This is a genomic window from Methanolobus sp. (genome assembly GCF_016278385.1).
Lineage (GTDB): Archaea > Halobacteriota > Methanosarcinia > Methanosarcinales > Methanosarcinaceae > Methanolobus.
In genome coordinates this window covers 15,875-29,350 of record NZ_JADQBY010000011.1, presented here as the reverse complement: position 1 = coordinate 29,350, position 13,476 = coordinate 15,875, and the positions used below count along the sequence as shown (strand labels likewise).

16 protein-coding genes and 1 pseudogene are annotated in these 13,476 nt (G+C 37.1%); 9 read left to right on the top strand and 8 right to left on the bottom strand.

Annotated features, from left to right (window positions below):
• Positions 1-54: 54 nt before the first annotated feature.
• Positions 55-282, bottom strand: coding sequence for a hypothetical protein (locus QZZ23_RS04985; protein ID WP_292467376.1), 228 nt, complete (start codon positions 280-282; stop codon positions 55-57).
• Between the two features lie 87 nt (positions 283-369).
• On the opposite strand from QZZ23_RS04985, the gene QZZ23_RS04980 reads away from it, so the two are divergent.
• A complete protein-coding gene (locus tag QZZ23_RS04980; protein WP_292467374.1) occupies positions 370-855 on the top strand; it encodes a hypothetical protein in 486 nt (161 codons plus the stop codon).
• 134 nt (positions 856-989) lie between these two features.
• Here the strand turns inward: QZZ23_RS04980 and QZZ23_RS04970 are convergent, their stop codons facing one another.
• Together QZZ23_RS04970 and QZZ23_RS04965 are read right to left on the bottom strand one after the other, a co-directional pair.
• Positions 990-1,217: a hypothetical protein gene (locus tag QZZ23_RS04970; RefSeq protein ID WP_292467434.1), complete on the bottom strand. Its 228-nt coding sequence runs from the start codon at positions 1,215-1,217 to the stop codon at positions 990-992.
• A gap of 879 nt (positions 1,218-2,096) precedes the next feature.
• A complete protein-coding gene (locus tag QZZ23_RS04965; RefSeq protein ID WP_292467372.1) occupies positions 2,097-2,249 on the bottom strand; it encodes a hypothetical protein in 153 nt (50 codons plus the stop codon).
• A 70-nt stretch (positions 2,250-2,319) separates the two neighbouring features.
• Between QZZ23_RS04965 and QZZ23_RS04960 the strand changes: the two genes are divergently transcribed.
• On the top strand, positions 2,320-3,738 hold the full coding sequence (locus QZZ23_RS04960; protein WP_292467432.1) for a transposase: 1,419 nt from the start codon (positions 2,320-2,322) through the stop codon (positions 3,736-3,738).
• A gap of 283 nt (positions 3,739-4,021) precedes the next feature.
• Positions 4,022-4,429 (top strand): pyridoxamine 5'-phosphate oxidase family protein, encoded by a 408-nt coding sequence (locus tag QZZ23_RS04955; RefSeq protein ID WP_292467370.1) that lies wholly within the window; start codon positions 4,022-4,024, stop codon positions 4,427-4,429.
• On the opposite strand, the gene QZZ23_RS04950 is transcribed toward QZZ23_RS04955, so the two are convergent.
• From QZZ23_RS04950 to tnpB, 3 genes and pseudogenes are all read right to left on the bottom strand, one after another.
• A complete protein-coding gene (locus tag QZZ23_RS04950) occupies positions 4,426-4,707 on the bottom strand; it encodes a TOBE domain-containing protein (protein WP_292467368.1) in 282 nt (93 codons plus the stop codon). The two genes, QZZ23_RS04955 and QZZ23_RS04950, sit on opposite strands and share 4 nt — an antisense overlap.
• Positions 4,708-4,723: 16 nt before the next feature.
• Positions 4,724-5,173 (bottom strand): hypothetical protein, encoded by a 450-nt coding sequence (locus tag QZZ23_RS04945; RefSeq protein ID WP_292467366.1) that lies wholly within the window; start codon positions 5,171-5,173, stop codon positions 4,724-4,726.
• 384 nt (positions 5,174-5,557) lie between these two features.
• A pseudogene (gene tnpB / locus QZZ23_RS04940) lies at positions 5,558-6,676 on the bottom strand (IS200/IS605 family element RNA-guided endonuclease TnpB).
• Positions 6,677-6,850: 174 nt separating this feature from the next.
• Here tnpB and QZZ23_RS04935 point away from each other — a divergent pair.
• From QZZ23_RS04935 to QZZ23_RS04910, 6 genes are all read left to right on the top strand, one after another.
• A complete protein-coding gene (locus QZZ23_RS04935; RefSeq protein WP_292467364.1) occupies positions 6,851-7,579 on the top strand; it encodes a hypothetical protein in 729 nt (242 codons plus the stop codon).
• A gap of 234 nt (positions 7,580-7,813) precedes the next feature.
• Entirely contained in the window at positions 7,814-8,461 is a 648-nt protein-coding gene (locus tag QZZ23_RS04930) for a zinc ribbon domain-containing protein (protein WP_292467362.1), read from the top strand.
• A 112-nt stretch (positions 8,462-8,573) separates the two neighbouring features.
• Positions 8,574-9,836 (top strand): hypothetical protein, encoded by a 1,263-nt coding sequence (locus QZZ23_RS04925; protein WP_292467361.1) that lies wholly within the window; start codon positions 8,574-8,576, stop codon positions 9,834-9,836.
• 75 nt (positions 9,837-9,911) lie between these two features.
• Positions 9,912-10,280 carry a transposase gene (locus tag QZZ23_RS04920; RefSeq protein ID WP_292467360.1) on the top strand — a complete coding sequence of 123 codons (369 nt, stop codon included), beginning with the start codon at positions 9,912-9,914 and terminating at the stop codon, positions 10,278-10,280.
• Positions 10,277-10,726: a transposase gene (locus tag QZZ23_RS04915; protein WP_366931317.1), complete on the top strand. Its 450-nt coding sequence runs from the start codon at positions 10,277-10,279 to the stop codon at positions 10,724-10,726. The genes QZZ23_RS04920 and QZZ23_RS04915 overlap by 4 nt, the downstream gene beginning before the upstream one ends.
• 168 nt (positions 10,727-10,894) lie before the next feature.
• Complete coding sequence (locus QZZ23_RS04910) at positions 10,895-11,095, top strand: hypothetical protein (RefSeq protein WP_292467359.1); 201 nt, start codon at positions 10,895-10,897, stop codon at positions 11,093-11,095.
• Positions 11,096-11,119: 24 nt separating this feature from the next.
• Here QZZ23_RS04910 and QZZ23_RS04905 read toward each other — a convergent pair whose 3' ends face one another.
• A complete protein-coding gene (locus tag QZZ23_RS04905) occupies positions 11,120-11,539 on the bottom strand; it encodes a 30S ribosomal protein S6e (protein WP_292467357.1) in 420 nt (139 codons plus the stop codon).
• Positions 11,540-11,610: 71 nt separating this feature from the next.
• A complete protein-coding gene (infB, locus tag QZZ23_RS04900) occupies positions 11,611-13,386 on the bottom strand; it encodes a translation initiation factor IF-2 (protein WP_292467356.1) in 1,776 nt (591 codons plus the stop codon).
• Positions 13,387-13,476: the final 90 nt, after the last annotated feature.

Here is a 13,476-nt window from a genome sequence, read left to right as displayed (position 1 = left end):
TATAGTTTTTTATCCATTATCAAAAGTATCTTTGAGCAGTTAAAGTTTGTTCTGTTAACTAGGAATTAATCTTTTAACTGCCGGAGTATTCAAATTCAAATCCCCATTTTCCTTAATCCTCTTCTTCATCCCCTGAAACCTGCTCCTAGAAACTCCGAGAGCTTCCGCTTCAGATTGTGACATTTGGAGAATATTGCTCATTATCTCTTGTTTGTTGATGAACTCCTGAGCCTTCTTCACATCAAGAGCCTGCTCATCTATGTTATTGGCTTCTTTCCACAAATCAGTAGAAAATTATGTTGTATCGTCAAAATAATATACTATTAAATTAAATATTAATTTAGTGATTTAAAAACGTAGGTGAAAAACATGGGATTTTTTGGTGAATTATTAGAAGATGTAACTGGGAAAAGTAAAAGACCTGAAATAAAAGGTGGAAGATTTGAAAACTTTGTTTCTAAAGAGATATTTACAGATATGCTATTTGATCTTGTAGAAATGACACAAGATTTTGATTCAAATAAGGAAAGATTTGAAGAACGGAGCATGAACCCTGATTTTCTTTTTAGAGATAAAAGAACTAAAGAGGAATTCTGGATAGAAGCTAAATATCGAAACGGGCTTTTCAAAAATACTAGGGGTCAGCTTGTTTGTGAGATTTGTAAACCGTGGCAATTGGATAGGTATAAAGAAGTGGAAAAAACTAGTGGAAAAAAAGTATACATCTGTTTGGGTATCGGAGAAGACCCCAGATATCCTGAAACGGTTCATTTAATTTCTGTTTCTGAAGCTTATCCTCAATTATTCCAGAGCAAACTCAAAGAAACACTGCTATGGAGAGACTCAAATGCTTAAAATATAAACTGGGAAGTTCGATAAAATATCAACATCCTTCCCACATATCCAACCTTTCCCTTACGTGAGAGTTTAGAGTAAATGGCTTATCAGCTTCAGCATTCTTCTTCATATAATGCAAAAGGTACTTTGTATTAGTATCTGCAGATATCAGTGCATCCCTGTTCAACGAGCTGACATACATTAAGCTTATCGCAGGTCAGACATTTTGAAGGCTTCTGTACAGGTACATCAGTTTTTTGAATAAGCTGTTTACTTGCTTTAACCCAAGTAGCTTGTTTGCTTTTCTCACGGGTTGACTTCTTCAAACGTGGTTTCCAGTTATCAACGAAAAATGTATTATCATGTTCGGTTGTGTTCATGAACAATAGTTAGTCTTCAGCATATAACTGAATAAGCCAAGTAAGGTGAAAGTGATGTGTAGATTAGATTACAAACATCTCTTTCCACACCCTGCACCCCTGTAGAAGCCCTACAAAGGGTTGAAAATCTAAGACAAACATCTTAACGAGTCTAAGAAAACCCTGCCTCAAGCCCTCCTGTGACCCTGAAAAGTATTAATGAGCTTAATCTAAGTCGTACCTTTAGAACTAATCTTAACCAGTCTTCTTGAATTCATAGAATTCAATACAAAATCAAAATCTTTTTGTAAAGAAAAAGCTTAATAAAGCCTTTCAAAGCATTCGGTCAAAGGGATATAATGGGAAAACATTGCAAATATTGTGACAGCCAAGATGTTGTAGATTACGGATACGGTTCTTTTTGTAGAGGATGTAATCGAAAGACTACCATTGTTACTAAGGATACTCCTAATGCAAAAAATGTGAATCCACTACCTAAAAGAGTTCCTTGCCCCCATTGTTCAAAGAAATTCTTAAAACAACTAGATCAAAAAAACCATCTGGCAATGGTTCATAAGATTGGATATACATGTAGTATTTGTGGCTTTGTATTAGTGTCAGAAAAAAGTCTGAAAAATCACATGGAATGGAAGCATAATTTATAACCAGTAACTAGTCAACAAGTTTGGCCCAAAAAAGAAAAGAATTATTTTCATAGACTCAGCCCGAAATATTTAAAAAATAAATGAAAAACAATACATTACGTGTCTTTTTTAGATTTAGAAATCTCACATACCCTACAAGCGACTAATAGTTCAAACCATACACTACCATCAAACCACCAAAGAAAGCCCTGCCCTCAAGCCCTCCTGAACCCTCAATGTACAGGTTCAAGCACAACTACTCAACAGGTATCAGCGCAATATACTCTTCACCTTTTGCAGAGATGCGTCTGAACTTTATCTCTTGACCTTTTGACCAGCCTTCGAGCTCAACTATATCTTTCGGGATAGTCAAAGTGTATTGATTTTTTGAGTATTGCAGTTTTGACATTTTGTCACCGTATTAATTTAAACATTAATTAAAATACTCTAATTACTACTATTTAACCGCTGTGAGGCGAATTCAAGGTTTAAAAAAAAAGAAAGCATACAATAAGGTTTATATTACTATCGGAACTATTCTGGCTGTAAATGGACTTTATGATGTCCTTGACTTTTCCACTGTTTTTGGCAAACACAAAAAGAATGGATTTGATATCAACGACTTGCTGAAAGCTCTTGTAAGCTACAAGCTTACAGATAATTTCAGCATAAATAAAGCTCATGAATGGATCAATCGTGACGAAGTGCTTGATATTTTCAATCTTGAAGAATTCAGTGAAAGGACACTTTACAGGGTTCTTGAAATCCTGGGAAATAATCGTGAAACGATTATTTCCGATATCCAGGACAGATTGTTTACCCGATATGATTTTGAGCATACCAATATCAACATAGACTGGACCAGTATTGTCCTTTATGGTGATAAATCGCCATTAGGCAAATATGGATATAGCAGAGATCACAGACCAGACAAGAAACAGATCACCTTAGGCATTACTGAACTTGCAGATCCCATCAATGTCCCTATTGGCATTACTGTTGAACACGGGAATTTACATGATCAAAAACACTTCATGAAGACGTATCAACAGGTTAACAAGAGGCTTCAGCAGGGGTCACTGGTTGTTTTTGATAAAGGAGCTCACAGCATAGGGAATACTGCCATGATAAGGGCAGATGATATGCAGTATTTGACTGCAAGAAAGCTCAACAAGAGTGATGACAAGATAATCGCAAACTTCTGGAACTATTCTCTTGAGATTGTTGATCCAGAAGATGGTATCTATGGTCTGAAAATCGTTAAACCAAGTAGTGTCAATTACTTCTACTTTTCTGAAAAGCTCCAGATGGAACAACTTGAATCAAGATCAAGGAAGATAATGAGGCAGGTAGAGGAAGCAAAGGAGATACAGAAATCGATTGACAAGAACAAGAAGCTGCCTAAAAAGTTCAGGATCAATAATGTCCTTGTTGATGTTGTTTATTCCCTGCAGACAAAACTGACGGATCTTGATGAGCAAGAAGCCATAAAACTTCTCGAAGAACATCTTATAACAGGCAGAGAAGGATTTTTCTGCCTGAAATCCAGTAAGAATTTGACACTCAAGGAAGCTCTTCAAATATACAGGAAAAAAGACTCGGTAGAGAAGATTATCAATTCCCTGAAGAATGAGATTGAGATTAAACCGTTAAGAGTGTGGTCTGATGCTAGTGTTTATGGAGCTGTAATCATTGGGTTCATTGCACAACTGTTCATATCGCTGATGCGATATGAGTTCAATGAACTCAAGCATAAGTCTACAAAATTCATTAAAAAAAGCTTATTGAATTTGACAGTTACCGTGGATTTCATGAAAAGTAGGTCTAAAAAGTACATTTACGCCAATTTTGATGCCATAAACACACTGATTTTAAGGCAAAAATGGGTGAAATCGTAGAATTTTGCATGAAATTGGGTGAACTGTCAAATAGGTTTTCCTGACAAAAAAACGAGAAAATTGGATTGAAAGAGAAGACATTCTCTTTAACTAAAAGTGAAAACTGTCAAACTTGGGATGCAGAGTAAACTTTGAAAACCCCATGCTCTTCCATTCTAAATGAGAAATACCTAATATCTCTTTCTTATCTCATCCGCATCCCGTCTTTCAATATTAAACGAAAAGCTTTAAACTCCATTGGCTCCGATTATCCTGTGCTTTTAGTTATTATGAGGTGACATCAATGGTTAAATTATCAGATGAGATGAAAGAAGAATTCGCAAAGATGAAGATATTCCCATTCGCAACAGCATCAAAAGATGGTGTTCCAAATGTAATCCCAATCGGTATGTGCTTCCTTCAGGAAGACGCAGAGACGATCTGGATCGTAGATAACTTCTTCCTTAAGACAATCGAAAATCTCAGGGAAAATCCAAACGGTGCTCTTTACGTATGGGGACCCGAGATAAAGGGATGCTTCCAGATCAAAGGAAACATCAGGATCATTGACCGTGGAGAGGACTTTGATGAGATGCGTAAAATAGTAAAAGCAAAGGGTGAGCATTTCCCTGCAAAGTTCCTTGTCAAAATGAAGATAACAGATATCTTTGAATGTGGCCCCGGACCTAATGCCGGAAAGAAGTTACTTTAAGTAGCTTCATCCTTTTTTAATTTTTTTGATCCTTGCCTGGCATCATTTTGGACAGTATGCGTTGCTGATGCTTTGAAGGTAAGATATATTTCAGAACCAGGGAAAAGCCCCATATCATCATGGGCTCTTTTTGTAAGCACAACATGGAAAGGTATCCCAGTATCGATTATCAGCTTGACAGTTGATTTTATTCTAGTAACTTCAGCAAGTACACCGCTAAATGAATTCCTGGCACTTGAATCAATAGAATCTTTTGATATAAGGATATCTTCCGGCAAATGATATCTTCTGATCTTATAACTCAGCTTCCATTACCTTCAAAGATTCACTGGTCGATGAAATCATTTCCTGATCAAACAATTCCTCAACTGCATCACACATTGATAGAATTCGATCTGTATCTTTGTGCTCAGGTTCACCATGATAATAATCGTCAATGGAACAAATACCAAATATCTCATCCAGGGATCTGATCTCTTTATTTAGCTCCTCCGGTACATCAATGACCATTTCCACAGTATCCATTAGACAGGTATAATTATGATTATATGGCTCCATATCATGTAAATATGCTAAAGCAACAAGATAGCGTTCAAGTGCAAGTGAGGCCACATTGAATACCACATTGTGGTCTTGTCCTTCTGACTGGAACTGTCTTGCTCTGCGAAAGTATGCCTTTGAGTCCCGGTATTCTTGTTCAAATTCATCAAATCTCGACTTTTTTTCCATAAATTCCAGTCTCATCTGGTAACCTCTTTTGTTGATACAATAAAGAATATGCATTCTTGCAGTATGCACGGAATACTACTTCCTTACAATTATACTTAAATATTTGCATGGATGTTTTGAATAATGAAAAAAAGGCTGATAGCACACATATAAAACCCAGTCAAATTTCTGCCCGCAATTAATACAGAACTTTCAGTGCCTTCTGTTTCCCTTCCACACTGAGGACATTTCCTTTTGGCATCACATATAGAACGCCGGATAACACTATCCTGCATAGTGATGGTACTATTTATTGTGTTAGTTCTGTGAACTACTCCACGCTTACGCATGGAGCTTCTTGCTTCATTCTTTGAACCATCGTTCACAAGTCCACAAGCTCTTCCCCTCGTTCCGAAGGTGTCAAATAATAATTAGATTTTGATTTTGAAGTGCAAACTTTTTGATATTGATTGATGCATTTATATCTCTATCGTGAGTGATATTACATTCAGGACATTTCCATTCTCTATCTTTTAAGGTCAACTCTTTATTATGAAAACCACAATTATTGCAAATTTTAGTAGATGGCTCGAATTGACCTATTTTCAATAGGGTTTTTCCGTACCATTCGGCTTTATATGTTAATTGATTGAAGAATGTATTCCACGAAACATCACTAATTGATTGAGCTAGGCAATGATTTTTAAGCATATCTGATATGTTGAGAGATTCTATTGCAACTGCTTGATTTTCGCTTATAATTTTAGAAGATGTTTTGTGCAAAAAGTCTACTCTCTGATTACTTATTTTTTCATGAAGTTTTGATACTGCTAATCTAGCCTTTGCCCTATTCTTTGAACCTTTTTGTTTCTTACTCATTCTTTTTTGTAAGATATTTAGACGTTGCATACTGTTTTTTAGATATTTTGGATTATCTATTTTTTCACCATTTGATGATATGGCAAAATGAGTAAGACCAACATCTATACCTAATGTAGAATTTTCATCGAATGATGTTTTATTGAGTAATTATTTACCATCATCTACAAGAATACTGATATAGAACTTTCCTGTTGAATTTCGGGATACTGTGGCGGTTTTAAGGGTGCCTTCAAACTTCCTATGTAATTTTGCTTTTATTGGTTGTTTTATTTTTGGAAGTTTAATAGTATTTGTTTCAAAATCCACAGTATAATGTTGTGGTATCTGGAATGATTGTAAAGGATTCTTTTTAGATTTGAAGTTTGGAAAACCCTTTTTCTCTCTAAAAAACCGTGTAAATGCAGATTCAAGATTGATAAGTGAATTTAACAGTGATTGTGAGTTTACATCATTCAACCACACATGTTCTTTTTTCAAATCATGAACTAACATTTCTTGTAAATCAAACCTAGATAAATGCTTTTTTTCTGTTTCATAGGCTCTAATTTTGTAATCTAAAGCCCAATTATACGTAAACCTACATGCGCCAATATGTTTCATAAAAAGCTCTTGTTGCTCTTTATTTGGATATAAACGATATTTGTAAGCTTTAAGCATTAGTAGTTAGTATGTTTTAACAATATATCTAGTTTTTGTAAAATCATAAGATTATACACATGTTATATGCGGATAGTACGCCTTTCATCTCCCATCTTACGAAAGGAGACTTCTCGGCTTACAAGTTAAAAACAGGTTGCTTTTTAAACCATAAAAGAAATCATCTTTAATAGTATGGAACAAGACGCAATTCCAAAAATTAAAAATCCTCAAAGAGTAACTTTGTTTAGGTGGATTTTTGCAGATTTCTTTTTTATAGTTCTTGGTTTACAAAGCTATATTACTTTTGATATAAACTCATATGATGGTATGTTTATTTTAGTGTCTATGACTGTTGTGCTGACTTCATTATTTTTTATAAAGACAACTATGAAAAACATAAAAGTTCTGGATGAGGCTATCAATCGGAAAAAGATGATTGTCCATTGGAAATACACGAACGAAGAATGGTCGGATTATTTATCACATGAAGAGGATTATCGGAGCAATCAGGGAATTTTAATAGCTATTGTTCTATCAGTGATAACTGCAATAATATTTATTCCGTTTATCTTGCTTATACCTGAAGGTAAATTTTTCATGTTTATGGTTATGTTAGGTTTATATGGGCTTTATTTTTTTATGGGGTACATCTTTCCTTCAATCCTGTTCTATCTCAAAAGAAAAAGTGTCGGAGAGGTTATTTTGCTTGAGAAAGGAGTTCTTTTGAATAAAGAATTTCATACATGGGACTTTCCTCTGTCAAAATTCAATTCCGCAGAGTTTAAAGAAGAACCGTATCACCATCTGGCGATAACCTATGATTTCATTGATCGGACAGGACCTAGAAGCTACACTGTAAATGTTCCGATACCTGGCAAAAATGCAACGGATATTAAAAAGATAATCTCTGGTTTTAATTAGTTATTCTAATACGCAGGCCCTATAGGAATTCTCAATATTCAGGTTACCATGATTTTCCTGATAGAATAATTCCTCATCCATGATGATTAATGACGTGGCATAAGAATTTGATTTTGATGAGCATCTTTTCAGGATAGACCGATTCGAACCAGCATATTCTATAAAAAATATCCTTCTGTGATGGGGAACATACATGGCAATAATTCAAGATCCTTCATGGTTTATTTTGATCCCATGTTGTGTTCAAAATCCTCAGAGATAAAGTGTAGGGTATTCTACAAGGATGCACAGGGAAAACTTCTGAACACTGAAATGAAGCCTAAAAGAATCGAAGTGGCATTCCCAATATTGAAAACTGATTCTGATATAAATATTGGTATCCTTCGGGAACTTGTGGCATCGCTCCCTTTCAGAGACAGTAAGGTTTATCGGATTAACTCCTATCTTGATGCTGAAACCCTTATGAATATTTGCCATGAAATGGTGCAGCGGCATGATATCAAACATATAAGAACTTTGAAAACCAAAGACGGCAAAAATTATGAAACCTGGTATCGCGGTAAGGCAAAAGTTAATTCCCATGATATTGTGCTGAATATTACAATTTCTAAAGATACAGACAGTATTGAGCTTTTTGGTGCTTTACAGACTACAGAATCACTTGTTAGCATGCTTACCGAATTTGGGCATGAACTTTCCACAGAACTGAAAACGAATACCAGGGGAAAAAGTGATTTGAACCAGATTGTAAATGTAACGATCAAGGATTCTATACAGAGAACAGAATCCATGACTAATTTTTGTCCTTCATGTGGTACTAAACTGACCATGGGTGTAAATTTCTGTAGTGAATGCGGTACAAAAGTTACACAAACATTATAAATTAATTAATATTATAAGTAATCGAATAGTTAATATTATAACTAATATATTTATAACCTGAATTGCATAAGATAATTATAACTAATTAGATATCCCTTTGAAGGTGGGTCATATGAAACTGGGACCTCTGGATGGTATTGTAAAAGCAATTGTCTACTCCCTGCAGAATGAGGCAGGCGGCAGAAGCGGACTGTTTTTTCAGTTTTATGTTTTTTTATGGATAGTGGTCACTTCTTTTTTTGCTGTGACCCGCATACTTTCCGTCAGCGAAAGACCTGACCCGATATACATTGCCAGTGCACCAGTATATATCATTCTTCTTTATGCTCCTATACATGTTTTCTGGACCTATGAGAAAAACGTCGGCATTGAAAGAAGAAGAGTAAAAGAAATGCAACTTGTTGACTCTGTAAATATCGAGTATAAATTTACCGAACCTGCTGAAATGGGATTCAGTAACTTTCTCTATTTAAGATTGAATAATCCTACAGAAAAACCAATTGAAAATATATGGATAAGAGCAGTATTCCCTGCAACAATACGCTGTGATAAGCCGGTTTTAAATCTTGGTTCCCTTGAACCCGTGTCTTCTTTAACTGCTTCTTTTTCTTTTGTTCCACTTGTAGCAGGAAGTTTATCCATGGGTTACTATGAACTTTACTTTGAGATAAGTAACCACGAACACCAGAAACCACCGATCTTTTTTGGAAATGTCAATAGTGTTCATTCATATCTGGCCCTGGATTTTGAACTCCATGAACCTTTTAAATTCGGTCACAGTTCTGCATTATCAATACGAATGAAAAACTATTCAAATAGAAATCTGGATAAACTTCATGTAAAATGCTTTTTTGCAAAAGGTTTTAACTACGACACAGCATTTTCCGAGACAACGACACTGTTGCCGGGATCATCTTATGAGGTACTACATGAAGTTACACCAACTATTGGAGGTATGCCTGACCTTGGACATTTTGATGTGATGTTTGAGATAGAAGGAAACAGTTGTATGATAGGAGATGTAGCTTTTGGTGAACACTATATACAGATACCTGAAATCGATATCAAAATCAATATGCCAGAGATACTATACAGCGAAGTAGGAAACACAATAGGCATCCATGTAGGGAACAAATCTAGTGAAGTTATATCCAACGTTTGTTTCAATAGCTGTTTCACTTCCTTTATAGAATGCCATAAGCCAAATGTTTGTATCCCTGCCATCCAGCCTTATTCATCCGGATATGTATCCCTTGTTATAAAACCAGTTAACTCCGGCAGGATAGATCTTGGGAACCTCAATTATTCCTTTGAAGTTAATGATGTCGTTTTCCAGAAAGAACCTATTGATCTTGGAACACACGGCGTTGCCTGAAAAGTACTGCTTACTAATTGAACCTATATCAAAACTATAAATACTACTTCGTCGAATTTTATTATGGGGATATTAATGGAATTCAGGGAACTTTCTGATGAACAATGGAAATTTATTCGACTACATTTACCACCACAACCAATAACTGGAAGGAAGAGAGCTGATGACCGTAAGGTCATCAATGGCATTCTCTTTGTTCTAATAACTGGTTGCAGATGGGGAGATATGCCAGCTATTTATGGTTCTCAGGCAACTGCATGGAGAAGGCTGAAAAGATGGTCAGAAGAAGGAGTGTGGAATGAGATTATGGAATCCCTTCGGGATTCCGCTTACCAGAAAGGTAAGTTCTCTATGGATATTGTATGTGTTGATAGCAGCTTCATTGAAACTAAAAAAGGGGACAAGATTCCGCATACAATGGTCACAAAAAAAGGAATGGAATAAAAATACATGTTTGTGTAAGTTGTGAAGGTTTTCCTTTGACCATCCAAATAGCTTCTGGAAAGACACATGACAGACAACATTTTGTTGAGGTCATGGAAAGTATCAAGGTCAAAACTACTGGAAAACCAAGAACAAGACCATTGGAAGTACTTGCAGATTCTGCTTATGACGATAGGCAAATCAGGAAATACTTGAGACAAAGGGCGATCAAAAGTAACATTCCTGTTAATATCAGGAATCAGAAAAATCCAAAAAGAGGAAGACCTACTAGATTTGAGTATGATTCATATCGTAAAAGAGGAACTATAGAACGATTCTTTGCCTGGCTGAAGATGGGATTTAGAAGAATAACAAGTAGATATGAAAGACTTAACGTGGTTTTCAAGGGGCTATTAGATATTGCATGTTTTATGTTGTGTTGGAAAAAGATTCAAGAGACGTTTTGAAATAGGCTCATTGTTAAATCATAAAACATCTAATTGATAATTATAGATGTTACACTCAAAATGGATTTAAATGCATAATCAAAGCTGGATGACGTTTATAATTCAGTTCAAAAACTCATTCAGAGAACTTATGCGAAAAATGCTGACAGGCTCAGTATATGGCATGATATGGAAACATATGTACCTCTTGAGAACGAGATAATCCCTCTTATCGAACAGGATAAAACTTTCAATGCATCGGATGTAGCTGAAATGGCAGGTCTTGATACAGAGGGAACACAAAAATTCATCGTCACGATGCTATCCATGAAGAAGATAATCGATGTGGGATTCAGGACATCCCGATATCCAGGAATCAAAAATAAGTAAAAAAGTAATCAGAGAGTGAGAAACTCACTCTTCTGCTGCTGCTTCAACTTCCTCAGCTGGCTCTTCGTCGCCGCCAAGGATCTTTTCTATGGTCTTAGCACCATATTCTGTAACAACAGTGTTTATCTGGACGATGTCTGGTGCGATTTCTTTCCCGCGCATCATCTTTCTGCGGCGTACTCCTTTTGCTACCGGTGAATAGCCTATTCCGGCTGCAACAAGTATTCTCTGCCTTCTTGGCCCAGGGAGATCTGGTCTCATGACCAGTCCGCTCTTGTCGCTTCCTCCGGTTATTTTCAGAGTATATCCTGCTAAACCGACGGTTGACCCATCTATGGTTTCCCCGATTGATTTCCCAATGAACTTGTTGGCTTCAGCGCCTGCGACATCAAACTGGTATGATTTTGTCTTAGGATCTGCAACCACTACTTTAAAGTCTGCCATATATTTTCCTCCTTATTGGTTTTTATTGTTCCTGTTTGTTATGATCTGCCAAAATGAATTATGCATTCGCATTATTTTGCCCAGAAAGGATTGTCCCTTCTTTTAATGGCAAGGAACGCATCAAGTGCTTCTAATTCATCTGCCGTCATTGAGTCGTAAATATCATGTTCTATCCTCTTTGCATGTCTTTCCGGGACATTCACAAAAAGTGTATCCTCTTCCTTTATCTGCCTTCCAACCGTTGGTCCTTCAAGAGCCATTGCAACTTCCATGCCAATCTTTGCCTCAGAGATGTTCTCACCCCGCAGCTGGAGACCTTTGACCTTACCAACGACTTCACCATTTGTGTTTACCACATCTACGTTGGTCCTCACCGTTCCGCTAACGATCTTAACACCAACAACAGCTGGCTTGCTTTGGCGGAATATACAATCAGGCATGATCTGGAATCTTCCTGGTTTGATAATGGTGTCGGATATCTCCTTCTCCGCAAGTTCCTTCTGCTTTTTTGCCCAGTCCTTGTAATCATCTATCAGACGATATATCACATCGTTCCTGAAAAGTGTTACTTCGGCAGTCTGGAGCTTTTCTTTTGCATCAGGGAGAACCTTTACGTTGAATCCGATAATGACCGAATAGAATGGATCCTCAATTGCTGAAACTTCCACAATATCCCTGTGGCTGACGTCACCTACATGTGCTTTTCTTATAGGGATCTCTTCTTTTTTGAGCTCATTTACAAGAGCTTCAAGAGAGCCTATGGTATCAGCTTTAATTGTGACACCAACAGAATCGGTATCTATCTGGACATCTGCAATCTCGCTTTTTACTTCTGCAGTAATAGCGTCGATGGTCTCCGGGCTTACAACCCTTACAGGAGCTCCTGCAAGTGCACCTTCAAGATTCGGAGCCGATATCTTCACACCAACCGCAGCTGTGACTTCAGATACCTGCTGGAATCTTTCCTCAGCTTTGATCTCTGAAAGCGGACGTGGTTTCAATAGTGCCCTTATTTTTGTCTGGATAGGGTCGCCAAGACTTCCCACAACTATAATGTCACCTTTTTTGATGGTTCCATCATAAAGTATAGTATCAATAGTTGTTCCAAGACCTTTCTCCTCTTTCACTTCAAGAACTGTACCTACCCCGGGGCTCTTTGCAGTATAATGCAGGCTTCCCTCCAGGAATTTTTGAGCAAGTCCGAGAAGGACCATGAGAACATCAGCAACACCCTCGCCAGTTACCGCACTAATCGGGATAACACCTATATTGCGCTGGAAGTCATTGACCCGGTCATATCTTTCAGAATTGAATCCAAGATTGTACAGTTCGCCAACAATTTCATAGAATTTGTTGTCAAGATCATTCCTGACACGTTCACTCTGCTTGTTGTACGTAGCAATGAAAGGTGAATTCTTATGGGGCTCCCAACCGTGTATCCTGTCGATCTTATTTGCAACAACTACAAAAGGAGTCTTGAATCTCTTAAGTATGTGAAGGCTTTCAATCGTCTGAGGCATAAATCCCTCATTGACGTCAACTATCACAATAGCAAGGTCTGCAAGTGCGCCACCCCTGCTTCTCAGGGAAGTGAATGCATGATGTCCGGGCGTGTCAATGAACAAAAGCCCCGGGACAATAAACCTATCTTTAAGCGACGGATCCCCACATTTACTGACAATATTGTCAATCGGAACCTCAGTTGCACCTATGTGCTGAGTAATGGCACCTGCCTCTCCTTCGGCAACAGCACTTCCCCTGATCATATCAAGCAAAGTCGTTTTTCCGTGATCGACATGTCCCATCACAGAAACTATTGGTGTACGTAGATCTTCATTTACAGCCATGCACAAGCCTCTTCAGAGATATTTAACTGATTGGAAAATAATTTGTGGTAAAGGATACCAGGATATTTGTAATCAATTACAAATATCCCG